The organism is Stenotrophomonas acidaminiphila, from assembly GCA_002951995.1.
GTDB lineage: Bacteria > Pseudomonadota > Gammaproteobacteria > Xanthomonadales > Xanthomonadaceae > Stenotrophomonas > Stenotrophomonas acidaminiphila_A.
Genome location: CP019797.1, coordinates 1,555,271 through 1,575,445 on the forward strand (window position 1 = coordinate 1,555,271; position 20,175 = coordinate 1,575,445).

The 20,175-nt window shown below is 70.2% G+C and carries 18 protein-coding genes and 3 pseudogenes; 11 read left to right on the forward strand and 10 right to left on the reverse strand.

Translation table 11 applies throughout. From position 1 onward, the window contains the following. Positions 1-70: 70 nt before the first annotated feature. The 3 genes from B1L07_06895 to B1L07_06905 all read right to left on the reverse strand — a co-directional run bounded on the left by B1L07_06895 (position 71) and on the right by B1L07_06905 (position 2,455). On the reverse strand, positions 71-592 hold the full coding sequence (locus tag B1L07_06895; GenBank protein ID AUZ54868.1) for a polyhydroxyalkanoate synthesis repressor PhaR: 522 nt from the start codon (positions 590-592) through the stop codon (positions 71-73). A 175-nt stretch (positions 593-767) separates the two neighbouring features. Next, a complete protein-coding gene (locus B1L07_06900) occupies positions 768-1,511 on the reverse strand; it encodes a beta-ketoacyl-ACP reductase (GenBank protein ID AUZ54869.1) in 744 nt (247 codons plus the stop codon). 59 nt (positions 1,512-1,570) lie between these two features. Then, positions 1,571-2,455 carry a tRNA glutamyl-Q(34) synthetase GluQRS gene (locus tag B1L07_06905; GenBank protein AUZ54870.1) on the reverse strand — a complete coding sequence of 295 codons (885 nt, stop codon included), beginning with the start codon at positions 2,453-2,455 and terminating at the stop codon, positions 1,571-1,573. Positions 2,456-2,549: 94 nt separating this feature from the next. Between B1L07_06905 and B1L07_06910 the strand changes: the two genes are divergently transcribed. Further along, the gene (locus B1L07_06910; protein ID AUZ54871.1) at positions 2,550-3,413 is read left to right on the forward strand and encodes a zinc metalloprotease HtpX; all 864 of its coding nucleotides are present in this window, start codon (positions 2,550-2,552) and stop codon (positions 3,411-3,413) included. A gap of 935 nt (positions 3,414-4,348) precedes the next feature. Here the strand turns inward: B1L07_06910 and B1L07_06915 are convergent. Next, a complete protein-coding gene (locus tag B1L07_06915; protein AUZ54872.1) occupies positions 4,349-5,176 on the reverse strand; it encodes an inositol monophosphatase in 828 nt (275 codons plus the stop codon). Between the two features lie 120 nt (positions 5,177-5,296). Between B1L07_06915 and B1L07_06920 the strand changes: the two genes are divergently transcribed. The 3 genes from B1L07_06920 (at position 5,297) to B1L07_06930 (ending at position 9,173) form a co-directional block, all read left to right on the forward strand. Next, positions 5,297-6,052: an RNA methyltransferase gene (locus B1L07_06920; protein ID AUZ54873.1), complete on the forward strand. Its 756-nt coding sequence runs from the start codon at positions 5,297-5,299 to the stop codon at positions 6,050-6,052. A 122-nt stretch (positions 6,053-6,174) separates the two neighbouring features. Continuing rightward, a complete protein-coding gene (locus B1L07_06925) occupies positions 6,175-7,032 on the forward strand; it encodes a metal-binding protein (GenBank protein AUZ56497.1) in 858 nt (285 codons plus the stop codon). Further along, the gene (locus B1L07_06930) at positions 7,029-9,173 is read left to right on the forward strand and encodes a hypothetical protein (protein ID AUZ54874.1); all 2,145 of its coding nucleotides are present in this window, start codon (positions 7,029-7,031) and stop codon (positions 9,171-9,173) included. Before B1L07_06925 ends, B1L07_06930 begins: the two co-directional genes overlap by 4 nt. 526 nt (positions 9,174-9,699) lie before the next feature. Here B1L07_06930 and B1L07_06935 read toward each other — a convergent pair. Beyond that, a complete protein-coding gene (locus B1L07_06935; GenBank protein AUZ56498.1) occupies positions 9,700-10,701 on the reverse strand; it encodes an EF-P beta-lysylation protein EpmB in 1,002 nt (333 codons plus the stop codon). A gap of 136 nt (positions 10,702-10,837) precedes the next feature. Here B1L07_06935 and B1L07_06940 point away from each other — a divergent pair, with 136 nt between their 5' ends. The 5 genes and pseudogenes from B1L07_06940 to B1L07_06960 all read left to right on the forward strand — a co-directional run bounded on the left by B1L07_06940 (position 10,838) and on the right by B1L07_06960 (position 14,862). Continuing rightward, entirely contained in the window at positions 10,838-11,404 is a 567-nt protein-coding gene (locus B1L07_06940; protein ID AUZ54875.1) for an elongation factor P, read from the forward strand. Positions 11,405-11,408: 4 nt separating this feature from the next. Beyond that, a complete protein-coding gene (locus B1L07_06945; protein ID AUZ54876.1) occupies positions 11,409-12,047 on the forward strand; it encodes a hypothetical protein in 639 nt (212 codons plus the stop codon). A 39-nt stretch (positions 12,048-12,086) separates the two neighbouring features. Further along, positions 12,087-13,429, forward strand: a pseudogene (locus tag B1L07_06950) (N-ethylammeline chlorohydrolase). Between the two features lie 27 nt (positions 13,430-13,456). Next, positions 13,457-14,179, forward strand: a complete 723-nt coding sequence (locus B1L07_06955) for a bifunctional 3-demethylubiquinol 3-O-methyltransferase/2-polyprenyl-6-hydroxyphenol methylase (GenBank protein AUZ54877.1) — start codon at positions 13,457-13,459, stop codon at positions 14,177-14,179. Then, entirely contained in the window at positions 14,176-14,862 is a 687-nt protein-coding gene (locus B1L07_06960) for a phosphoglycolate phosphatase (GenBank protein ID AUZ56499.1), read from the forward strand. Before B1L07_06955 ends, B1L07_06960 begins: the two co-directional genes overlap by 4 nt. Positions 14,863-14,881: 19 nt before the next feature. On the opposite strand, the pseudogene B1L07_06965 reads toward B1L07_06960, so the two are convergent. Further along, positions 14,882-15,333, reverse strand: a pseudogene (locus tag B1L07_06965) (hypothetical protein). An 88-nt stretch (positions 15,334-15,421) separates the two neighbouring features. Between B1L07_06965 and B1L07_06970 the strand changes: the two are divergent. Together B1L07_06970 and B1L07_06975 are read left to right on the forward strand one after the other, a co-directional pair. After that, the gene (locus B1L07_06970) at positions 15,422-16,321 is read left to right on the forward strand and encodes an AraC family transcriptional regulator (GenBank protein AUZ54878.1); all 900 of its coding nucleotides are present in this window, start codon (positions 15,422-15,424) and stop codon (positions 16,319-16,321) included. A gap of 70 nt (positions 16,322-16,391) precedes the next feature. After that, positions 16,392-17,081, forward strand: a complete 690-nt coding sequence (locus B1L07_06975; GenBank protein ID AUZ54879.1) for a phytoene/squalene synthase family protein — start codon at positions 16,392-16,394, stop codon at positions 17,079-17,081. Between the two features lie 83 nt (positions 17,082-17,164). Here the strand turns inward: B1L07_06975 and B1L07_06980 are convergent, their stop codons facing one another. The 4 genes and pseudogenes from B1L07_06980 to B1L07_06995 all read right to left on the reverse strand — a co-directional run bounded on the left by B1L07_06980 (position 17,165) and on the right by B1L07_06995 (position 20,175). Continuing rightward, complete coding sequence (locus tag B1L07_06980) at positions 17,165-17,488, reverse strand: hypothetical protein (protein AUZ56500.1); 324 nt, start codon at positions 17,486-17,488, stop codon at positions 17,165-17,167. Between the two features lie 39 nt (positions 17,489-17,527). After that, positions 17,528-17,683 (reverse strand): annotated as a pseudogene (locus B1L07_06985) (hypothetical protein). A 294-nt stretch (positions 17,684-17,977) separates the two neighbouring features. Continuing rightward, positions 17,978-18,829, reverse strand: coding sequence for a peptidase M23 (locus B1L07_06990; protein ID AUZ54880.1), 852 nt, complete (start codon positions 18,827-18,829; stop codon positions 17,978-17,980). Further along, positions 18,829-20,175, reverse strand: a complete 1,347-nt coding sequence (locus B1L07_06995; GenBank protein AUZ54881.1) for a dihydroorotase — start codon at positions 20,173-20,175, stop codon at positions 18,829-18,831. Before B1L07_06995 ends, B1L07_06990 begins: the two co-directional genes overlap by 1 nt.

The following is a 20,175-nucleotide window of genomic DNA, read 5'->3' on the forward strand; positions in this document are numbered from 1 at the left end:
CTGCCAGGCCGGGGGTGCGGCCGCGGCCACCCAAATGCGAAGGCCGACGCTTGCGTCGGCCTTCGTGCTTTCAGCGGTTGCCGCGGGTCTTGCCGGCCGGCGGTGGCGCGGGCGGCGGCTCGGGGGTCTTGCCGCCGGCAGCCGGCGGGCGGCCGAAGCCGGCGCCCATGCTGCGCTGGAATTCCTGCCACAGCTCCAGGTTGCGCTCGGTGAGCTGGTTCATCATCGCCCACGGCGTCTGCCCGAGCAGGTTGCCCATCTGCTGGCGGAACTGCTGCTGCTGGTCCAGGAATACCTGCATGCTGCGCTCCAGGTAGTTGCCCATGAAGCCCTGCAGCGAATCGCCGTAGAAACGGATCAACTGGCTCAGCAGCTGGGTGGACAGCATCGGCTCGCCGTCCTGCTCCTTGTCGGCAATGATCTGCAGCAGCACCGAGCGGGTCAGGTCCTCGCCGCTCTTGGCGTCGCGTACCTCGAAGTCCTCCCCGTCCAGGATCAGCTGGCGGACGTCCTCGATGGTGATGTAGCTGGAGATCTCGGTGTCGTAGAGCCGCCGGTTGGGATACTTCTTGATGATGCGGGTCGCAGCCATTAAGCAGTCACTCTTCCTTCACGGTAGGGGCGCAGCATGGCGCAGTGCAACAGGCCTTGCAACCGCCAAAAGTACAGGGGGGCATGCCCCGGGGAAGGGGGCGCGGCGGCGTGCAGCATCGCTGCGATGCTGCGCAGCATTGGCCGCCGGCCGGGCCGTGGCGGGCGCGGCGGGCTCACCAGCCCATGTGGTGGCCGCCGTTGATGTCCAGGTTGGAGCCGGTGATCCAGGCGGCTTCCTCGGCCACCAGGAAGGCCACCGCGTAGGCGATCTCCTCGGGCTTGCCGAGGCGCCCGGTGGGGATGTCGGCAATGATCTTGGCGCGTACTTCCTCCGGCACCGCCATCACCATGTCGGTGGCCACGTAGCCCGGGGAAATGGTGTTGACGGTGATGCCGAAGCCGGCATTCTCGCGTGCCAGGGAGATGGTGAAACCGTGCATGCCGGCCTTGGCCGCGGCGTAGTTGGCCTGGCCGTACTGGCCCTTGAGGCCGTTGATCGAGCTGATCTGGATCACCCGGCCCCAGCCGCGCCGGCGCATGCCTTCGATGACCGGGCGGGTCACGTTGAACACCGAGTTGAGGTTGGTGTTGATCACCTCGTGCCACTGCTCCGCGCTCATGCGGTGGAAGGTGGTGTCGCGGGTGATGCCGGCGTTGTTGACCAGGATCTCCACCGGTCCCATGCCGGCCTCGACCGCCTGCACCAGTTCGCGGCCGCCGTCGGGGCTGGAGACGTCGCCGCGGAACAGGGCGATGTCGTAGCCGCGGGCGCGCATCCGCTCCTGCCACAGCGCGGCCTTGTCGGCGTTGCGGAAATTGGTGGCGACACGATGGCCCTGGTCGGCCAGGCGCTGGCAGATCGCGGTGCCGATACCGCCGGTGCCGCCGGTGACCAGTGCAATACGGGATGTCGTCATGGGGTGCGCTCCAGGCGCAGGCGCTGGGGAACCTTCGATTCTATGTGAACCGGGCGCGCTCACGGCAACGGCGGCGAGGCGGGGATGGGGGCGCGGCGCAGCCGGCCCGGCTGGAACGCGGCCGCCGCGCGCTGCAGCAATGCCGGCAGCGCGTCGATGCCCGCCAGCTCGGCGGGCTCCTGGCCGAGCGCGGCCCACAGCCAGCGCAGCGTCGGCACCGGGTCGGCGGCCTCCACCGGCCGCGCGGCCAGCGACTTGGACAGCTTGGCGCCGTGCGCGTCGAGCAGCAGCGGCAGGTGCAGGTAGCGCGGCGTGGGCAGGCTCAGCGCCCGCTGCAGCAGGATCTGGCGCGGTGTGGAGTCGAGCAGGTCGGCGCCGCGCACCACGTCGGTGATGCCCTGCGCGGCATCGTCCACCACCACCGCCAGCTGGTAGGCCCAGCAACCGTCCGCACGCAGCAGCACGACATCGCCGACCGTGCGATCCACCCATTGTTCGAAGCGCCCCTGGAGCGCGTCATCGAAGCCGACGAGGCTGTCGTCGGCCACCCGCAGGCGGATCGCCGGGTGCGGCCGCTGGCGGCCGGCGACACAGTGGCGATGGACGCCCTGCTGGCCGGCCAGGTCGCTGCGGCTGCAGTGGCAGGGGAAGGCTTTGCCATCGGCCAGCAGGCGTTCGAGGGCGGCGCGGTAAAGGCCGTGGCGGCGACTCTGGTACTGCACCGGCTCGTCCGGCTGCAGGCCGAACGCGGCCAGCGTCGCCAGCTGCGATGCGGCGGCGCCGGCCACCTCGCGTGGCGGGTCCACGTCCTCGATGCGCACCAGCCAGCGGCCGCCGGCCTGCCGCGCCAGCAGCCAGCTGCCGAAGGCGGCCAGCAGCGACCCCAGGTGCAGGGGCCCGGTGGGCGAGGGGGCGAAGCGGCCGCGGTAGGGGGAGGTGTACATCGAAGCTGAATCGTCGGTCAGAATCGCGCTTGAATTCAACCTGTCCGCACCGCAGATTTAGCGCGTTCATCCAACCCCAACCGGATCCTTCCGCATGTTTACCCGTATTGGCCTGTTCCTGTTGACCAACCTTGCCGTGCTGGTCCTCGCAGGCATCGTGATGTCGGTGCTGCGCGTCAACCCGGCGCAGATGAGCGGCCTGCTGGTCATGGCCGCGATCTTCGGCTTCGGCGGCTCCATCATCTCCCTGCTGCTGTCCAAGTTCATGGCCAAGCGCGGCACCGGCGCGGTGGTGATCACCGAGCCGCGCAACGCGACCGAGCGCTGGCTGCTGGACACCGTGGCGCGGCAGGCCAAGGCGGCCGGCATCGGCATGCCGGAAGTGGCGGTGTACGACGGCCCCGAGATCAACGCCTTCGCTACCGGCGCCAACCGCAACAACGCGCTGGTGGCGGTGTCCACCGGCCTGCTGCACAACATGAGCGAGGACGAGGCCGAAGCGGTGCTGGGGCATGAGATCGCGCACGTCGCCAACGGCGACATGATCACCATGGCGCTGCTTCAGGGCGTGCTCAACACCTTCGTGATCGTGCTGGCACGCGTGGTCGGCGGCATCATCGACAGCGCGCTGTCGGGCAACCGCGACGGCGGGCGTGGTTTCGCCTACTACATCATCGTGTTCGTGCTGGAGATGGTGTTCGGCCTGTTCGCGACGATGATCGCGATGTGGTTCTCGCGCCGACGCGAGTTCCGCGCCGACGCCGGTGGCGCCAGCCTGGCTGGTCGCCAGAAGATGATCGCCGCGCTGGAGCGGTTGAAGCTCAATCACGGCCAGAGCACGCTGCCGACCCAGATCGCGGCGTTCGGCATCGCCGGGTCGACGGCGAAGAAGCTGTTCCTGAGCCATCCGCCGCTGGAGGAGCGCATCGCCGCGCTGCGTTCTTCGACGGTGGCGTAACCGGTTCGACAACCCGCGGTAGCCCAAAGACGCCCGGCAAGTGCCGGGCGTTTTTCATTGGAGCAGTGTTTCCGCTCTCGCTCTTGCTTGTGCCTTGGCTCCTGCGCTTTTGACTTCAGATCCCCTTCCGCAGCGACGGAGCCGACGGGAAAAACCCGAAGGGCGACGCGCATGGACGCGCGTCGTTTTTCTACGCGACAGGGATGTCGCGTAGAAAAATCCCGGCGGCGGAGTGGACCCGGAGTGCCGCAGGCACGGAGGGCGCGGAGGCAGGGGCGTGCTTTCTCTTGGTTACTTCTCTTTGCACGAGCAAAGAGAAGTAACTCGCTCCTGCGAAGCAGGGGCGAAAGCTCTGCTTTCAAGCTTCCGCTTTCATGCTTGGCCTCTGGCTTGGCCCCTTTGACTATCGCGTTGGTACAGACGTCCAGGGAAAGCCAGAGCAAGGGCGGGAACAGGATCAAAGGCTTTCGCTCCCCTTCGGGGCGCGAGCCACCTTGACCAGCCATTCGGCTGTTGAAGAGCTCTTCTTTGCTCGTGCAAAGAAACGTGGCCCAAAGAAAGCACGCCCTGCCTACGCGCCCAGCCCGCTGCGCGGGCTGGGTCCACTGCGCCGGCGGGATTTTTCGACGAGACATCCATGTCTCGTCGAAAAACGACGCGCGTCCATGCGCGCCGCCCTTCGGGTTTTTCCCACCGGCTCCGTCGCTGCGGAAGGGGACCCGTAAGTCAAAAGCAAAAGCACCAGCAACAGCCAAAGCCAAAGCCAAAGCCAAAGCCAAAGCCAAAGCCAAAGCCAAAGCCAAAGCCTTCATCTGGTGACATTGAATGGGGGCGCAGCCGCGGGCCGCCGGTTCGCGGCTGCCGCGGCGGACGGCATGCCAGAAACGGAAACGGCGCCCTCGCAGGCGCCGTCCGGGATCGCGGGAAAGGCCGGATCAGAACTTCGGATCGAACTCGGCGGCGTGGCCGGTGTTGACGATCACCTTCTGCAGCGCCTCGCACACCTTCAGGTTGCCGGCCACCACCTGCTGGGTTTCCGGGCCCTTGTCGTCCATGCGCGCCAGGGTGGCGCCGCGGTAATTGCAGACCTTGCCGCCGGCCTCGCGCACCAGCAGCACGCCGGCGGCGATGTCCCATGCCTTCACCCCGGCCTCGAAGTAGGCGTCGGCGCGGCCGCAGGCCACGTAGGCCAGGTCCAGCGCCGCCGAACCGGTACGGCGGATGTCCTCGGCCTGCACCAGCAGGGTATCCACGGTCTTGAGCTGGCTGCCGGCACGGGTGCGCTCGCGCGGGGCGAAGCCGGTGTGGATCATGGTGCCGTCGAGGTCCTTGCGCTCGGCCACGCGGATGCGGCGGTCGTTGAGCACCGCGCCGGCGCCCTTGGAGGCGGTGAACAGTTCGTTGCGCAGCGGGTCGAAGATCACCGCGTCGGTGGGTTCGCCATTCTCGACCAGGGCGATCGACACGCAGTAGTGGGGGAAGCCGCGCAGGTAGTTGCTGGTGCCGTCCAGCGGGTCGATGACCCACATCTGCCGGCCGTTGCCCTGCAGGCCGCCTTCCTCGCCATAGATGCCGTAGTCCGGGTAGGCGCGCTTGAGTTCCTTGACGATCACCTTCTCGGCGTCACCATCGACTTCGCTGGCGTAGTCCATCCGGCCCTTCTGCACCACGTTCAGCGCTTCGAGCTTGTTGATGTTGCGCAACAGGACGTTGCCGGCGAGGCGTGCGGCCTTGACCATGACGGTGACGGCGGGTTTCTGCATGGCGAAGGGCTCCCGTGAAGGCGAATGGGTCGGACTGGCGGAGGAAAAGAGCGGTCCCGGCGCACGGGCCGGCCGCGCAGTTTACCATCTGCGGCTGTCCCGCTCCTGACTTTTTTCGCCATGTCCGCTTCCGCCCGTATCCGTTTCGTCCTCGTCGGCACCCAGCATCCCGGCAACATCGGCGCGGCGGCGCGGGCGATGAAGACCATGGGGCTGTCGCGGCTGGTGCTGGTGGCCCCGGAGCAGCCGCTGGACGAGGTCGCTTTCCGCCGCTCGGCCGGCGCCGAGGACGTACTGGGCGATGCCCCGGTGTTCGCCACCCTGGCCGACGCGGTGGCCGATTGCCGGCTGGTGCTGGGCTGCACCGCGCGCGCGCGCCGGGTGCAGTTGGAGGAGCTGCTGCCGGAGGTGGCCGGCCAGCGCGCCGTGGCGCGGGCGGCCGAACCGGCGGAGGTGGCATTCGTGTTCGGGCGCGAGCGTACCGGCCTGAGCAACGACGAACTGCAGCTGTGCCACGCCGCCGTGCACATCCCCTCCGATCCGGAGTTCAGCTCCTTGAACCTGGCCGCGGCGGTCCAGGTACTGGCCTACGAGGTGCGCATGGCGCAGCTGGAAGGGCAGGCCGCCCCGCCGCCGGAGCCGGGGTACGGCGAGGCACCGGCCAGCCACGCCCAGCTGGAGGGGTTGTTCGGGCAGCTGGGCGATACCCTGGACCAGATCGATTTCCACAAGGGCCGTGCCCCGGAATCGGCCATGCGCAAGCTGCGCCGCCTGTTCATGAAGGCCGACCTGTCCGAGCAGGAGGTCCGGCTGCTGCGCGGCATATTGTCCGACGCCCAGCGCATGGCGCGGCTGGCCAGCGCGCGCCAGAACTGAGACATCCGTCATTCGGGTTTTTTTCGGATAGTCTGTGCGCACACTCTTGGGGGAGCGCCGGTTTGCGTGTTTCAAGATGGCTCTGGGGAGCCGCGCTGGTGTTGTCCGTGGCGGTGCCCGCCATGGCCGCGGCAGCCGAGCGTTCGGTGCTGGTGCTGGGGCGTCTGAGCGATGATCCGAAGTCGCATTACGAACAGCTCAAGCCCCTGCTGGACTACGTGATTCCAAGGATGCGCGACGTGGGGATCGTCGAGGGCCGCATCCTGATGGCCAAGGACATGCAGCAGATGGCCAGTTACCTGCGGCGGGGGCGGGTGGACTGGGTGACGGAGACTTCCGGGACCGCCATGGCGCTGCGCCAGCGCAGCGGCGCCGAGCCGCTGCTGCTGACCGAGCGCGGCGGCGTGGCCGCCTACCATAGTGTGTTCTTCGTCCGCCGCGACAGCCCGATCAACACCCTGGACGAACTGAAGGGGCGCTCGCTGGCGATGCAGAGCGCGTGGTCCACCAGTTCCTACCTGGTGCCGGTGATGGAGCTGCTGGCCCACGGGGTGCGCCCGGAAATCCTGCTGACCCCGCAGGACACCCCCACCGCCGACACCGTGGGCTACGTGTTCGCGCGGTCGGAGCTCAACATCTCCACCTTCGTGCACAAGCGCGTGGTCGATGCCGGGGTGGTCAGCAATATCGACTGGCTCGACGAGCGCCGGGTGCCGGCGGTGTTCCGGCGCGACATGCGCGTGCTGTACGAGACCCAGGACGTGCCGCGCGCGGTGGAAATGGTGCGGCCGGGCATGGATCCGGCGGTGCGCAGGCGGTTGCAGGAAGTGCTGCTGGAGGCCAGCAGCGACCCGGCGGCCGGCCCGGCGCTGCGCAAGTTCTTCGGTACCTCGGCGTTCCACCGCCTGGACCCGGCCAGCCAGCGCGCGCTCGACCGCTTGCGCGCCGGCCTGGCGCGGGTACGCATGGAGGTCGAATGAAGCGGCCGCGCTTCGGGCTGCAGGCCCGCTTCCTGTGCGTGGCCGCCGCTGCGGTGCTGGTGGTGATCGCGATCGTCGCGGTGCTGCTGGCGCGGCAGGCGGCGGCCCAGCGCGAACTGCTGCAGGCCAGCAGCAGCGTGGTCAGCCAGGTGTTCGACGACAGCGTGCGCGAGCAGGGGACGTCGCTGGCGACCTCGCTGGCCGACGCGCTGGTCAACCCGCTGTACTTCTCCGACCTGGACGCGATCGGCGCGCTGGTGCGCAGTACCGCCAGCCAGAAGTCGGTCAGCTACGTGCTGGTGCATGACGCCGAGGGCCGGCTGATCCACGACGGCTCGGTCGAGGTCGCCGGCTACGGCCGGCAGATGCAGGACCCGCTGGCGCAGGGCGCGATCAACGCCCAGCAGCTGCGGATGCAGGAGTCGCCGATGGTGCTGGAGGTGGACCTGCCGCTGCGCATCGGCGAGCAGCGCATCGGCGGGCTGCGGCTGGGCATGGACCTGGCGCCGGTACGGGCGCAGGAGGCCGAGGCCAAGGCCGCGCTGGAGCAGCGCATGGGGCTGGCCAACCGCCGCCAGCTGGCCTGGGTGGTGCTGATGATGGTGGCGCTGGTCGGGCTGGCGTGCCTGGTGGCGCTGTACGTGCAGCGCACCCTGGTGCAGCCGGTGCGCTGGCTCGGCGCGACCGCGCGCCGGATCGAGGCGGGCGACTACCAGATCGAGCAGCAGGACACCCGCCGCGGCGACGAGATCGGCGAACTGCTGCGCACCTTCGGGCGGATGGGCCAGAGCATCGCCCGCCACGACCGCGAAGTGCGGCAGATGGCCTATACCGACTCGCTCACCGGCCTGACCAACCGCCTGGCGTTCCGCGAGGCGCTGGACCACCGGTTGCTGGGCGCGCGGGCCTCGGGCCAGGGGCTGGCGCTGCTGTTCATCGACATCGACGAGTTCAAGCGGGTCAACGACACCCTCGGCCACGAGGCGGGCGACGAGGCGCTGCTGCAGTTCGCCCAGCGCATCGCCGCGGCGGTGCAGCAGGATGGTGGCGACGATGCGCTGCTGGCGCGATTCGGCGGCGACGAGTTCGTGATCCTGATCGGCAACGAGGCGGGCCGGGTGGAGAACATGGCCACGTCCCTGGCCAAGCGGTTGGTGGCCGACCTGGGCTCGCCGCTGCAGGTGCAGGGGCGGGAGATATTCCTGGGCAGCTCCATCGGCATCACCCTGTTCCCGGAGGACGCCACCGACGCCACCGGGCTGCTCAAGAACGGCGACATCGCCATGTACCAGGCCAAGCTGGCCGGCAAGAGCTGCTTCCGCTACTACAGCCGCGCGCTGGACCATGCGGTCGAGCGGCGCCTGCACCTGGAGCAGGAGCTGCGCGGCGCCTGGGAGCGGGGCGAACTGCACCTGGTCTACCAGCCGATCTTCCGCACCGCCGACCGCATGCTGATCGGCGTGGAGGCGCTGCTGCGCTGGCAGCACCCGGTGCTGGGCGCGATCCCGCCGTCGATGTTCATCGACATCGCCGAGCAGAGCGGGCTGATCCAGACGCTGGGGCCCAAGGTGCTGCATGCCGCGTGCCTGCGGGCGCGGCAGTGGCCGTGCAACGGCGCCGGCGAGGAGTTGTTCGTCTCGGTCAACGTATCGCCGCGGCAACTGCGCAGCGGCGACCTGGCCGCGGCGGTGGAGCAGTGCCTGCATGTCTCCGGGCTGGCCGCCTCGCGCCTGCACCTGGAGCTGACCGAAACCGCGGTGATCGGCGACGAGATGCTGGCCGCCTCGCTGCTGGAGAAGCTGCACCGCACCGGGGTCAAGGTGTGGCTGGACGACTTCGGTACCGGCTTCTCCGGGCTGAGCCACCTGCGCCAGGTGCCGGTGGACGGGGTCAAGATCGACAAGAGCTTCGTCGCCGACCTGCAGCGCGACCCGGACGACCTGGCCCTGACCAGCGCGATCATCGCCATGGCCCACGCGCTGGGCATCACCGTGGTCGCCGAAGGCATCGAGCACCAGGCCCAGTTCGAGCTGCTCAACGAGCGCGGATGCGACCTGGTACAGGGCTACTGGCTGGCGCGCCCGCTGGACTCGGACGACCTGGTGCGGCTGCTGGACGCCGCGCCGAGCCCGGCGGCCTGATACATCGGCCGTCGCGCCACACGCAGGTGCGCGGCTACCCCACACCGGGACATACCGATAAAGCCCCGGGCGGGGCGAGCCCCGCCCCCCACGACGTAGGTGGCGGCTTCATGCGTATTGCCGGTGATCCACCCACGTAGGTGTGGGGCTTGCCCCACACGCGGACGTACCGATAAAACCCCGGGCGGGGCGAGCCCGCCCCCACGGGTGGCGGCTTCATGCGTATTGCCGGCGATCTACCCACGTAGGTGTGGGGCTTGCCCCACACGCGGACGTACCGATAAAACCCCGGGCGGGGCGAGCCCGCCCCCACGGGTGGCGGCTTCATGCGTATTGCCGGCGACCCACCCACGTAGGTGTGGGGCTTGCCCCACACGGGGACGTACCGGTAAAGCCCCGGGCGGGGCGAGCCCGCCCCCACGGGTGGCGGCTTCATGCGTATTGCCGGCGATTTACCCACGTAGGTGTGGGGCTTGCCCCACACGCGGACGTACCGGCAAAGCCCCGGCGGGGGCGAACCCCGCCGTTACCAGGCGTGTAGCGGCCGCTTGCCGCTGTCGCCGGCGATCTCGCGCACCAGTTTCGGCACCAGGTAGCCGGACAGGCGCGCCCGCAGCGCGGCGTGCAGCTCCAGCGCGCGGGCGTTGTCGACCTCGAAATGGGCCACGCCCTGCACCCGGTCCAGCTGGTGCAGGTAATAGGGCAGCACGCCGGCGGCGAAGCTGCGTTCGCTCAGCGCGGCCAGTGCATCCAGGTCGTCGTTGACCCCGCGCAGCAGCACCGCCTGGTTGAGCAGCTGCGCGCCGGCGCCGCGCAGGCGGGCGAGCGCGGCATCGACGCCGGCGTCGAATTCATTGGCGTGGTTGGCATGGATCACGAAGGCCAGCGGCCAGGGCAGGCCGGCCAGCCACTGCACCAGTTCATCGTCCACGCGTTCGGGCAGCACCACCGGCAGCCGGCTGTGGATGCGCAGGCGGCGGATGTGGGGGATCGCCGCCAGCGCCGTGGTCAGCTCCGCCAGCTTGGCGGTGGCCAGCGACAGCGGGTCGCCGCCGGACAGGATCACTTCGTCGATCGTCGGATCGGCGGCAATGGCCGCCAGCGCCGCTTCCCAGCCGCCGCGGGCGGCATTTTCGCCCGCATAGTCGAAATGGCGGCGGAAACAATAGCGGCAGTTGATCGCGCAGCTGCCGGTGGCCACCAGCAGGGCGCGCCCGCGGTATTTCTGGATGACCCCGGTGGCCGTCTTGGCCGCGCCATCGCCGACCGCGTCGAAGCTGAACCCGGGGACCACCCGCATCTCGGCGTCGACTGGCAGCACCTGGCGCAGCAGCGGGTCGGCCGGGTCGCCGCGGCGCATGCGCGCGGCGAAGCTGCGCGGCACCCGCAGCGGGAACTGCGCCAGCGCCTGCGCCGACACGCCCAGGTCGGCGGGGTCCAGCCCGAGCCCGGCCAGCAGTTCGGCCGGGTCGCGGATCGCCTCCCGCCAGAGCGCCTGCCAGCGGATGGCTGGCAGGGGGCGGGGGATTCCTGTGGAGCGGGGGCGAGGGCTGCGGTTATCATGGGCGACCAGAAAAACAGATGCCCGCCTTCGATGGCGGGCGTTCCATTCTAATCCGGCCGCCAGGCGCGCGCCGGTTTTGCCACTTATCAGGAGTTCCAGCATGGCCAGCTACGGCATGAACGACGTGAAGAACGGGATGAAAATCCTGGTCAACAACCAACCGGCTGTCATCATCGACACCGAGTACGTCAAGCCGGGCAAGGGCCAGGCGTTCACCCGCGTGAAGTACCGCCTGATCAAGGACGGCCGTACCCAGGAAATCACCATGAAGTCGACCGACTCGCTGGATGCGGCCGACGTCGTCGACACCGACATGAACTACATGTACAGCGACGGCGAGTACTGGCATTTCATGGACCCGGAAACCTTCGAGCAGGTGCAGGCGACCAAGGCCGGCATGGGCGGCGCCGAGAAGTGGCTCAAGGGCGAGGAATCCTGCGTGGTGACCCTGTGGAACGGCGAGCCGATCGCGGTGCAGCCGCCGAACTTCGTCGAACTGAAGATCACCGAGACCGACCCGGGCGTGCGCGGCGATACCTCCGGCGGCGGCGGCAAGCCGGCCACCCTGGAGACCGGTGCGGTGGTGCGCGTGCCGCTGTTCGTCGGCCAGGACGAGGTGATCCGCGTCGATACCCGCTCCGGCGAATACTCCGCGCGCGTCAAGTAAGCCCATGCGCGAACCCGCCGGCGTCGAGCAGGCTGTCGAGGAACCGGTCCGCGAGGACCGGTTTCCGCATGAGCGGGTGGTGAACTTCTGCGATGCGGTGTTCGCCATCGTCATCACCCTGCTGGCGATCGAACTGCGCCTGCCGGGCAGCGAACTGATCGAACGGGTGGGCGCCGACCAGGCCTGGGGCGAGACCTTCAGCGTGCTGCTGGCCTATGTCATCAGCTTCTTCGTGACCGGGCTGTTCTGGGTCGGGCACATGCTCACCTGGAAACACGTGCGACGGGTCAATGCCAGGCTGGTGTGGCTGGCCCTGCTGCAGCTGTTCTTCGTCGTGCTGATGCCGTTCGCGACCCGCCAGGTGTCCGAACATTTCGTGGTCTACGCGCTGGTGCTCACCGGCATTTCGCTGTTTTCCTGGCTGCTGCGGCGCACGGTGGTGGCACAGGAGAACCTGCATGCCCGGCTCGGCCCGGCGCAGGCCCGCCTGCTGCTGGTGCGCGGGCTGATCCCGCTGCTTGTGTTTTCCTGCGCCATCCCGCTGGGCGTGTTCGTCCCGGGGAAATGGGCGGCGCTGGTGTTCGCGCTGATTTTCCCGCTGTCCATGCTCGCCCGCCGGCGCATCCTCGCCCGTGGCGATTGAGCGCGCGCCGCAGGCCCGGTCCCGGAAGGAAGCTTTGCAATGACAATCCATGAAACCGCGGCGTCCCGCTGCGACCTCCTGATCGAAGCCGGCTACGTGGTACCGGTCGAGCCGCATGCGGTGGTGCTGGAAGACCATGCGGTGGCGGTGAGCGGGGGCCGGATCGTGGCGGTGCTGCCGCGCGCCGAGGCACGCGCGCGCTTCCAGCCCGCCGAGGTGGTGTCGCGGCCGCAGGCGGCGCTGATCCCGGGGCTGGTCAACGCCCACACCCACAACCCGATGACCCTGCTGCGCGGGATCGCCGACGACCTGCCGCTGATGACCTGGCTGCGCGAGCACATCTGGCCGGTGGAGGCCGCGGTGATCGGCCCGGAGTTCGTCGCCGACGGCACCACCTTGGCCATCGCCGAGATGCTGCGCGGCGGCACCACCTGCGCCAACGAGAACTATTTTTTCGCCGACGTGCAGGCCGCCGTGTACAAGAAGCACGGCTTCCGCGCGCTGGTCGGCGCGGTGATCATCGATTTCCCCAGCGCCTGGGCGAAGAGCGACGACGAATACTTCGCCCGCGCCGGCGAACTGCACGACCAGTGGCGCGGTGATCCGCTGATCGGCACCGCGTTCGCGCCGCACGCGCCGTACACGGTCAACGACGCCAACTTCGAGCGGGTGCGGATGCTGTCCGACCAGCTCGACATCCCGGTGCACCTGCATACCCACGAGACCGCGCAGGAAATCAGCGATTCGCTGAAACTGCACGGCCAGCGCCCGCTGGCACGGCTGGACCGGCTGGGGCTGGTCAACGACCGCCTGATCGCGGTGCACATGACCCAGCTCACCGACGCCGAGATCCACCTGTGCGCCGAACGCGGCGTGCACGTGGTGCATTGCCCGGAATCGAACCTGAAGCTGGCCTCGGGCTTCTGCCCGGCCTGCGCGCTGGTGCGCGCGGGGTGAACCTGGCCATCGGCACCGACGGCTGCGCCAGCAACAACGACCTGGACATGTTCAGCGAGAACCGCACCGCGGCGATCCTGGCCAAGGCCGTGGCCAACGACGCCACCGCGCTGGACGCGGCCACCACGCTGCGCGCGGCCACCCTGGGCGGCGCGCGCGCGCTGGGGTTCGGTGACAGGATCGGCTCGATCGAGGTCGGCAAGCAGGCCGACCTGGCGTGCGTGGACCTGTCGGCGCTGGAGACCCAGCCGCTGCACCACGTGCTGTCGCAGCTGGTCTACGCCGCTGGCCGCCACCAGGTCAGCGACGTGTGGATCGCCGGCCAGCCCAAGCTGGTGCAGCGCGAACTGGTCGGCATGGACGTGGCGGCGATCACCGCCAATGCCCGCCAGTGGCGCGACCGCATCCGTTCCAGCCGCGCCTGAGCGCGGCGGCTTCACGAGGATTCCGACATGACCGCAGCACCGACGTCCAACAATTTCGATCAGGCCGAGCTGGACAAGTTCGCCGCACTGGCCAACCGCTGGTGGGACGCCGACGGCCCGCAGAAGCCGCTGCACGCGCTCAACCCGGTGCGGCTGCGGTACGTGGCCGAGCGCGCCACGCTGCGCGGCGCGCGGGTGCTCGACATCGGCTGCGGCGGCGGCCTGCTCAGCGAAGCGCTGGCGAAGGAGGGCGCGCAGGTCACCGCCATCGACCTGGCGCCGGAGCTGGTGAAGGTCGCGCGCCTGCACGGGCTGGAATCCGGGGTGCAGGTCGATTACCGGGTGCAGGCGGCCGAGGACCTGGCCGCCGAGCAGGCCGGAGCGTTCGACGTGGTGACCTGCATGGAGATGCTCGAGCACGTGCCGGACCCGGGCGCGATCATCGCCGCCTGCCAGCGCCTGCTGCGTCCCGGCGGCAAGCTGTTCCTGTCCACGATCAACCGCACCCCGGCCGCGTTCGCGGTGGCGGTGGTCGGCGCCGAGTACATCGCCCGGCTGCTGCCGCGCGGCACCCACCACTACCAGGAATTCATCAAGCCGGCCGAGCTGGGCGCCTGGCTGCGCCAGTCCGGGTTGCAGCTGCAGGACGTCAGCGGCATGGCCTACGAGCCGTGGCGCAACCGCGCGCGCCTGAGCCGGCGCACCGACATCAACTACCTGGCCTTCGCGGTCAAGCCCGAGCAGGCCTGACCGTGCCCGCGTTCCCGCCGGTGGTGCTGTTCGACCTGGACGGCACCCTGCTCGACACCGCGCCGGATTTCGTGGTCACCGCCAATGCCATGCGCCAGGCGCGCGGCATGCAGGCGCTGGTCGCCGAGTGCCTGCGCCCGGTGGTGTCCAAGGGCTCGCGGGCGATGCTGGCGGTGGCCTTCCCGCAGATGGCCGAAAGCGAACGACAGGCGCTGGTGCCCGAGTTCCTGGACGTCTACCAGTCCCTGATCGGCCGCCACGCGCGGCTGTTCGACGGCGTCGCCAGCATGTTGCATGCGCTGGAGCAGGCGGGCAGCCGCTGGGGCATCGTCACCAACAAGCCCGAATACCTGGCGCGGCTGATCCTGCCGCAGCTGGGCTGGGAACAGCGCTGCGCGGTACTCATCGGTGGCGACACCCTGGCCGAACGCAAGCCGCACCCGCTGCCGCTGCAGGTGGCGGCGCAGCGGATCGGGTGGGCGCCGCAGCACTGCGTCTACGTCGGCGACGACGCGCGCGACATCCAGGCCGCATCGGCGGCCGCGATGCCCTCGGTCGCCGCGCTGTGGGGCTACCGCCCGGACGGCGACGACCCGGCGCTGTGGCAGGCCGACGTGATGGCGGCGACCCCGGCCGCGCTGCTGGAGCCGGCCGCCTGGCCGTGGCCGCGCGGCCTGCGCTGAAGCCGCGGCGCCTGGCGCCTCAACCGCCGCAGCGGCGGTACGCGAACGGGATTTCCAGCCTCTTGCCGTCTGGCCCCGGTCCGGAGATGGAGGCCTGCAACCCGGTGCCGTCGCGCCGGTACTCGATGCGCTGGGGAAGTCGTGTCCGGGGTTCGCGAACACCACCCAGCCCTCGCCGTGGCCGGCGATGGCGAACACCGTGGGCGCCACGCCATTGGGCTGGACATGGAAACCCGCATCGCTGCCGGCAGGCACCAGGCGCATGAATTCGAACGATTCGGTGGCGCCGCCGCGCAGCGTGCGCGACATGCCCAGCAGTGCACCGCCGGCTTCCGGCAGCCAGGCCTCCTCGATCTTCCGTTCCGCGCTGCCGCCGCACCATTGGCCCGCGAGCCAGTCGAACTCGCCGGCCACGGCGGTCCCGCCCGCCAATGCCATGCCCACCCCCAGCACGATTGCCGCCTTTGCCATGTTCCCGCCTCCTCGATGGATGGCCGCAGGCTAGCCGGGCCGCGGCGGCCACGCTTGTAAAAACGCGCAGCACCGGGTTCGATGGCGCATGGACTACCGCGAGTACCCGCCGCCGCCCGACCTGCAGCGCCACGTGCGCTGCCTGTGGGTGTTGCGCGACGACGCCCCGGACGGCGAGGTGCAGGTGATCTACCCGGACGGCTGCTGCGAACTGCTGGCCGAACTGGGCGTGCCGCTGCGTTTCCACGGCGCGGACGGGCAGGTCCGCGCCGACCAGCCGTTCTGTTTTGCCGCCCAGCAGCGCGGCCCGGTGCGGCTGCAGGCGGCCGGTGCGGTGTTCTGCATCGGCGTGCGGCTGACGCCGGCGAGCAGTGCGCTGGTGGCCGGCGCGCGCCTGCCCGGGTTGCGTGACCAGGCCCCCGACCTGTTCACCCTCGATCCCGCGTTCGCCGCGCGCTTCGCCGGGGCCGCGCGCGGCTACGTCGCCGCGCAGTCGCCGCAACCGTTGTGGCGGCTGCTGCGGGAACGGGCGGCCGGGTTCGTGCCCGATGCGCTCATCGTGCGCGCCGTTGCCCTGCTCGACGCGGCCGACGGCGACCTGCGCATCGCCGAACTGGCGCAGCGGCTGGGAGTCGGCCTGCGGACCCTGCAGCCGCGGTTTCTCGCCGCGGTCGGCATGACGCCGAAGGAATACGCGCGCGTGCGCCGGCTGCAGGCCCTGCTGCGCACGCTGGATGCCGCGGACGCGGACATTGCCGCGGCGGCCGCGCGCCACGGTTACAGCGACCAGGCGCACGCCACCCGCGAGCTGGTCGGCTGGACCGGGGCCACACCGGCCCGGTTGATGCGTGCCCTGCGCGGCAACCGGGAAGGCGACGATGCGCTGCGGCTGGCGGCGGCCTTCGTGCGTGGCACCAGCGCCACGCCCGCGGTGCCGGCGCGTGGCGCGCGTTCGCCGGGAACACGCCGGCGGCCGGCCACGGCCTGATGCGCAGCCTGCCGCGCGGCGCCCGCGCAAAGCCGCAGACGGCGCCCGGACAGGTTCTTACAATAGGCGCATGACTGGATCTGATTCCCTGGACGGTTTCCTGGACAAGTGGCGCGAGCGCTGGCCCGAATGGTCGCTGGTCGACCGTTTCGTCGCACCGGAGCTGCATCGCCGCACGCTGGCGTGGTTCGCGCTGCTGCAGGAATTCGACGACATGCTCAACATCGCCGGCGATCCGTTGCCGGCCAATGCCAAGCTCGGCTGGTGGGGCGAGGAACTGCGCAGTTGGGCCGGGCAGCGCTCGCGGCATCCGCTGGGGCGGGTGCTGGAACCGGTGCGGGCGCCCTGGGCGCAACTGGCCGAGGCCTTGCCGGACCTGGTCGAGGCGCGTGAATGCATGGCCGACCCGGCGCAGGCGCGGGGTGCGCTGCAGCGCTTCGCCGCTGCGGTGGCGGCGGTGGAGGCGGCGGTGTTCGATGCGCCGCTGCAGCCCGCCGCCGGCGATGCGGTGCTGACCCAACTGCTGGCGCAGCGGGTGCAGGACCTGGGCGCGGCCGCGGTGCCCGCTGCCGCGGGCGGCGAGGCCGTCTGGCAGCAGGCGTTGCTGGCGCGCTGGCCGGCGCGGGTCGCCGGGCCGCGACCGCGCCGGCTGTATGCCGCGCTGGCGCGCGGGCGCCTGCAGGCCCGCATCCGTGGCGGCGCCTACCAGCCGCGCCCGGCGGCGCTGCTGTGGCGTGGCTGGTGGGCGGCGCGCGGCTGACCTGCCGGGGCGTCCGGGGGCGATGCGCGTCGATTGCACGGCGCCTGCTCGCGGGCCGACAACCCTCGCCGGAAGCGGCGCTCTCAGGCCGGCGGCGCCGCAAGTGGCGCCGGTGCCCGGGTCGGATAGGTGAGCAGGTAGAGCAGCACCAGGATGCCGGCCACCGGCGCCAGGCTGATCAGCTGCCACCAGGGATTGAGGCCGGCGTCGCGCAGCCGCCGCGTACAGGCCGCCAGCCACGGCAACAGCACCAGCAGCGCAGCCAGCTGCAGCGGCAGCGGGCCAACAGCCTCGGCAAGTAGTCGGGCGAAGGCCAGCAGCATGGCCACGGCCAGTGCGAACCACCAGAAATCCGCGCGGGGCGTGGTGCCGTTGAACTCCAGCCCACGCAGGACGCCTTCGCGCATCGCCTGCAGTGCCGGCTGGCTGGGCGCGGGCTCGCCGAGCAGCAGGCTCGCCGGCGCTACTTCGAACACCGCGGCCAGGGCCCGCAGCGATTCGGTGGAGATCTTCGCGCCCGATTCCAGGCGCTGGATGGTGCGTAGGTTCAGGCCACTCAGCGCGGCCAGTTGTTCCTGCGACCACTGGCGGGCGATGCGCAGTTCGCGAAGTCGGGGGCCGTTGGCGTGCATGCAGATTCCTCGGGGCAGTGGGCTCGGGTTGCCGCCATCATCCTGCCAGGCGCCCAGCCGTGGTGAGGACACGGCCCCGACATGGACCCGACACGGCCCCGACGGCGCGGCCGCACGGGGCCCGGACCTACCGGCAGCGCGGTCCCGGGCCCGGACCCGGGAGTAACGCGGCGGCTGTTCGCCACGCCTGGGCACCGCTTCGGGTGACGGGAATGGCGGGGTACGAAAAACCGGGCGCCCCGCGCGCGTGCCGGGCGCGGACGGCTACTTGCCGCGCTCGAGCACCAGCAGCGGGTCGATGCGGGTGTCGAACCAGTTCATTCCCCAATGCAGGTGCGGCCCGGTCGCGCGCCCGGTGGCGCCGACCGCGGCGATCACCTGGCCCTGCACGATGCGCTCGCCGACCTTCACGTCGATGCGCGACAGGTGCAGGAAGTTGGAGCTGATGCCGAACCCGTGGTCCAGCACCAGGGTGCCGCCGGTCAGGTACAGGTCCGGGTCGGCGAAGGTGACGATGCCCGCGGCCGGTGCCTTCACCGGAGTGCCGGTCGGCGCGGCGATATCCATGCCCGAGTGCCCGGCGCCGGGCTGGCCGTTGTAGATGCGGGCGTTGCCGAAGCGGCCGCTGATGCGCCCCTGCAGCGGCCACTGGAAGGTCTGGGTGAAATCGGTGCGGTCGTCGTCGCGCTGGCGCGCCTCGGTGACCCGGGCCTGTTCGCGGGCAATGCGCTCGGCGATGGCCGGCGGCGGGTTCACCGTCTTCGGCGGCACGCCGTTGACCCGTTCCAGCGGCCAGTCGCGCGGCGTCACCCTGATCGAGGCGGTTTCGCTGCCCCCATCCGGGCGCTGCACCTGCACCTGCAGTGGCCCCTTCTCGTCGCGGCCGATGCCGAACACCACGCTGCCGTAGCCGCTGACCCGCAGGTCGCGGCCGGCATGCCGCACGCGGCTGCCGGCAGGCACCTTGCCGATCACCATCGCGCCCTGCGAGGCGCTGGCCGGGAACACCACGCGGTTGTCGACCAGGTCGGCGATGCCGTCCTGGGCCAGCGCGGGCGGGGCAGGGGACAGCGGCGCGGCGAGCAGCAGCGCGCCCCACAGGAGCGAGCGACGCATCAGCGGGCGTAGGTCATGCGCTGGCCGGCGGGCTGGCCCACCAGCCTGCGGCCATCCCACACGCGTTGGCCATTGACCCAGGTGGAGGCGATGCGCGAACGGAAAGTGGTGCCTTCGAATGGCGACCAACCGCACTTGGACAGCACGTCCTCGCGCCTGACCGTGAACGGCACGTCCTCCACCAGCACCAGGTCGGCGAAATAGCCCTCACGCAGGAAGCCGCGTTCTTCCACGTCGAACAACTGCGCCGGGGCATGGGCGAATTTCTGCACCACCTGCTCGCGGGTCAGTTTGCCTTCGTGCACCCGCTCCAGCGCGGCGACCAGCGCGTACTGCACCAGCGGCAGGCCCGACGGCGCCTGCGCATAGGGCTTCTGCTTCTCTTCCCAGGTGTGCGGGGCGTGGTCGGTGGCCAGCACGTCGAGTACATCGTCGGCCAGCGCGGCGATGATCGCCTCGCGGTCGGCCACGTCCTTGATCGCCGGGTTGCACTTGATCAGGTTGCCCTTGGTCGCGTAATCCGGGCGGGCGAAATGCAGGAAGTGCACGCAGGTCTCGGCGGTGATCTGCTTGCGGCTGCCGTCGGCGCGGACCAGCGGGCCCTTCTCGAACAGCGCCAGCTCGTCGGCGGTGGAAATGTGCAGCACGTGCAGGCGGGTACCGTGCCTGCGCGCCAGCGACATCGCCAGCCGGGTCGACTTGATGCAAGCCTCGCGCGAGCGGATGTCCGGGTGCATCTCCGCGGTCAGTGCCTCGCCGTACTTTTCCTGGAACGCCTTCATGTTGGCGTCGATCATCGGCGTGTCTTCGCAGTGCGTGATGATCGGCGTGGGGCAGTCGCGGAAGATCGCGTCCAGCGTGTCCGGGTCGTCGACCAGCATGTTGCCGGTGGACGCACCCATGAACACCTTCACCCCGGGGGCCTTCTTCGGGTCGAGCGCGCGGATCGCTTCGAGGTTGTCGTTGCTGGCGCCGTGGTAGAAGCCGTAGTTGGCCCAGGCGCGGCCGCGCGCGAGCTCGTACTTGGCTTCCAGGATGGTCGAGTCCAGCGTCGGCGGGTTGGTGTTGGGCATGTCCATGAAGCTGGTCAGGCCACCGGCCACCGCCGCCGCCGATTCACTGGCGATGTCGCCCTTGTGGGTCAGGCCCGGTTCGCGGAAATGCACCTGGTCGTCGATCATGCCCGGCAGCAGCCAGCGGCCGCCGGCATCGACCACTTCCTCGCCGGCGCGTGGCGCCAGCCCGCTGCCGATCCGGGCGATGCGGCCGTCCTCGATGCGCAGGTCGCCGTCGAAGGTGCGGCCTTCGTTGACCATGCGGGCATTGGTGATGAGCGTGGAGGACAT